We start from the raw sequence: 3,181 nt of genomic DNA, 5'->3' as shown, positions 1-3,181 counted from the left end.
ATTTGGATCAACTGTTTGGCAGAGAAAATGATCAACGTACATTAGAAATTGGCTTTGGTAATGGTGAATCATTGGCAACGATGGCTGAAGCTGCATTGGATCGTGATTTTTTGGGTGTTGAAGTTCATCGTCCAGGTGTTGGTCATTTATTATTAGAAGTTGAAAAGCGTGGTTTAACAAATTTATTTGCAGCCAATGAAGATGCTGTGGAATTATTGAAGCATAAGATTAAGGATGAAAGTTTTGATCGTGTGCAGATTTTCTTTGCTGATCCTTGGCATAAAAAGAAGCATCATAAACGTCGTTTGGTGCAAAATGAATTTGTGACAATGTTAGCAACTAAAATGATTAAAGGCGGTATTTTACATTTAGCAACAGATTGGCAGCATTATGCAGAACAGATGATGGAAGTATTAGGTCAACATCCTGATTTTGAAAACTGTTATGAAGAATATGCACCTCGTCCAGATTTCCGCCCAAAAACTAAGTTTGAAGCACGTGGTGAAAGATTGGGGCATGGTGTTTGGGATATTATGTTTAAGCGACGTTAAATACAATCATTATTGTAATATGAGCGAATGATAATAAGAATAATAGTTGGATTTTTTATGTTTGTAGTTTGTCAGCCCATTGTATGGGCTGATATTTATTCGTATTTGGATGAATTTGGACAAACACATTATGTGAATTATCCTGTTAAGGGTGGGAAATTAATTCAGCGTTTGTCGCCCATTAATGAGGATAGGGATGCGATAGAAAATGTTCAGCAATTATTAAGTAATCCACGTTTTAGTCGAAAAGTTACAATGCGTGCAGATGTTTCGGATTTTCAGGGTAATTTTCCTCGTCCACGTGCATTTGCTAATCATGGTGTGGAAGCTGGTGATATTTCGTCAGTTGTTTCGACTGCATTGCCCAATATGAAGGGGAGAGATAGCTTCGCACCTTATATCAATATGGTGGCTCGTCAGTACAACTTACAGCCAGCATTATTGCATGCAGTGATTACAGTAGAATCTGCTTATAATCCAAATGCTAAATCTCATGCAAATGCACATGGTTTGATGCAGTTGATTCCTGCAACAGCACAAAGATTTGGTGTCATTGATATTTATGATCCTATTCAAAATATGCAAGGTGGTGCTGCATATTTAAGATATTTATTGGATTACTTTGGTGATGTATCTTTAGCTTTAGCCGGTTATAACGCGGGCGAAGGTGCAGTAAGAAAATATGGAAATAAGATACCGCCTTATAAAGAGACAATGAATTATGTACCAAAAGTCTTGGAGTATTATCAAAAATACCGCGCGCAGGGATATTAATAAATTAAGCGTTACAATTTAAGCCTTAAATGATCTAGCTCATTTGCTATAAATATATCTGCGGTATAGTGAAGTTGAAAAGTCGTTTTAATTAGTTTCTTTCAAAATAAATAGTATAAAGGAGCAGTTTATGGCTACACAATTTCTAATGCCTTCAAAAAATATTATGGGTGCAGGTGCTTTAGATTTGGCTTATGACGAGATTAAGCTGAATGGTTTTAAGAAAGTTTTGATCGTTAGTGATGAAGGGCTAAAAGGCGCGGGTATTATTGATTTAGTTGTGAATGGCCTTAAAAATAAGGGTGTTGAATCTGTTGTGTTTGCAGGGACACAGCCAAACCCAACAACAAAAAATGTTGAAGATGGCTTAGCAATTTTAAAGGCGGAAAATTGTGATTCTATTATCTCTTTAGGTGGTGGTTCTCCGCATGACTGTGCAAAAGGTATCGCTTTAGTTGCAACTAATGGTGGAAAAATTAATGATTATGAAGGTGTGAATGTTTCTAAGCATCCACAGTTGCCATTAATTGCCATTAACACAACCGCTGGTACAGCTTCTGAAATGACATATTTCTGTATTATTACAGATGAAGCTAGACATATTAAGATGGCGATTGTGGATGCGCATACAACTCCACTTTTATCGGTTAATGATCCTGAGTTAATGAAGGGTATGCCAAAATCATTGACAGCTGCAACAGGTATGGATGCTTTAACGCATGCGGTTGAAGCTTATGTTTCAACAGCAGCAACACCGATTACAGATGCTTGTGCAGTTAAGGCAATTGAAATTATTCATAAAAGTTTAAGAAATGCTGTGAATGATGGTAGTGATATGGCCGCTCGTGAGGCAATGGCTTACGCACAATTTTTAGCAGGTATGGCATTTAATAATGCATCTTTAGGATATGTTCATGCGATGGCGCATCAGTTGGGTGGCTTTTATGATCTTCCTCATGGTGTATGTAATGCGGTATTGTTACCACATGTACAGGAGTATAATGCGAAAGTATCAGCTAATCGTTTAAAAGATTTAGCAGCATGTTTTGAAATTGATACGCGCAAAATGACAGATGCTGAAGGTGCTGCTGCATTTATTAAAGCAATTCGCGAATTAAGTAAAGATGTAGGTATTCCTGCGGGCTTAAAAGATTTGGGTGCTAAGGAAGAGGATTTTGCAATATTAGCAGGTAATGCATTAAAAGATGCTTGTTCTTTCACAAATCCACGTAAAGGTGATGAAGCTGAAGTGATTGCAATCTTTAAGGCTGCATTTTAGATTTAAGGACTTTTTTGAATAAGTCAATTTAATCCCCAATTTTAAGATTGGGGATTTTTCTTTTAAGCAGTAAAATATTGAGCTTAATCGTAATTTTATTCGAGTAATGTATGACAAATGTTTTAAGTGATGATGAATTGTGCGGTGCATTAATAGAGATATTAGCTAAGGCGTTGCCTGATTTGACGATAGAAGGCGGAGCAGATGAGCCTTTTTATAAGGCACCTAAAGATGGTCAAAAGGCAGTTTTATATTTTAGAGATAATTACCCACGCAGCTTGTTGCATGAATTATCCCATTATTGTCTTGCAGGGGATAGGCGTAGAAAACTAGATGACTTTGGTTATTGGTATTTTCCTTGTGGGAGAACAACGGAAGAGCAAATTCAGTTTGAAAAAGTCGAGGCAAGGCCACAAGGTTTAGAAAAGGCAATGTGTAAAGCAATAGGTATTAAATTCTCTCCAAGCCTAGATGATTTTTCAGGTAGGCCGCCTGCAACGGAATTTTTAGATAATTTAGAGTCTGTATATCAAGAAATGATTCATAATCCACCACCAACTGCAAGAAAAGTATTGAT

The 3,181-nt window shown here is 36.8% G+C and carries 4 protein-coding genes; all 4 read left to right on the top strand.

Annotated elements, in window-relative coordinates; genetic code table 11:
* On the top strand, positions 1-551 hold a 551-nt coding region (trmB, locus tag BZK14_RS08640), incomplete at its 5' end, for a tRNA (guanosine(46)-N7)-methyltransferase TrmB (protein ID WP_143691418.1).
* A gap of 57 nt (positions 552-608) precedes the next feature.
* Positions 609-1,325 (top strand): lytic transglycosylase domain-containing protein, encoded by a 717-nt coding sequence (locus BZK14_RS08635; protein ID WP_245831261.1) that lies wholly within the window; start codon positions 609-611, stop codon positions 1,323-1,325.
* Between the two features lie 130 nt (positions 1,326-1,455).
* Positions 1,456-2,604, top strand: coding sequence for an L-threonine dehydrogenase (yiaY, locus tag BZK14_RS08630; protein ID WP_077926110.1), 1,149 nt, complete (start codon positions 1,456-1,458; stop codon positions 2,602-2,604).
* Positions 2,605-2,714: 110 nt separating this feature from the next.
* The coding region (locus tag BZK14_RS08625; RefSeq protein ID WP_077926109.1) for an elongation factor P hydroxylase at positions 2,715-3,181 on the top strand (467 nt) is incomplete at its 3' end.

Source organism: Wohlfahrtiimonas larvae, assembly GCF_002006755.1.
GTDB classification, from domain to species: Bacteria; Pseudomonadota; Gammaproteobacteria; order Cardiobacteriales; family Wohlfahrtiimonadaceae; genus Wohlfahrtiimonas; species Wohlfahrtiimonas larvae.
This window is presented reverse-complemented; position numbering and strand designations above follow the sequence as displayed.

Excerpts from the sequence above, each read along its gene's own strand:
- BZK14_RS08635 (WP_245831261.1), top strand. The coding sequence starts at position 609 with ATGTTTGTAGTTTGTCAGCCCATTGTATGGGCTGATATTTATTCGTAT.
- yiaY (WP_077926110.1), top strand. The coding sequence starts at position 1,456 with ATGGCTACACAATTTCTAATGCCTTCAAAAAATATTATGGGTGCAGGT.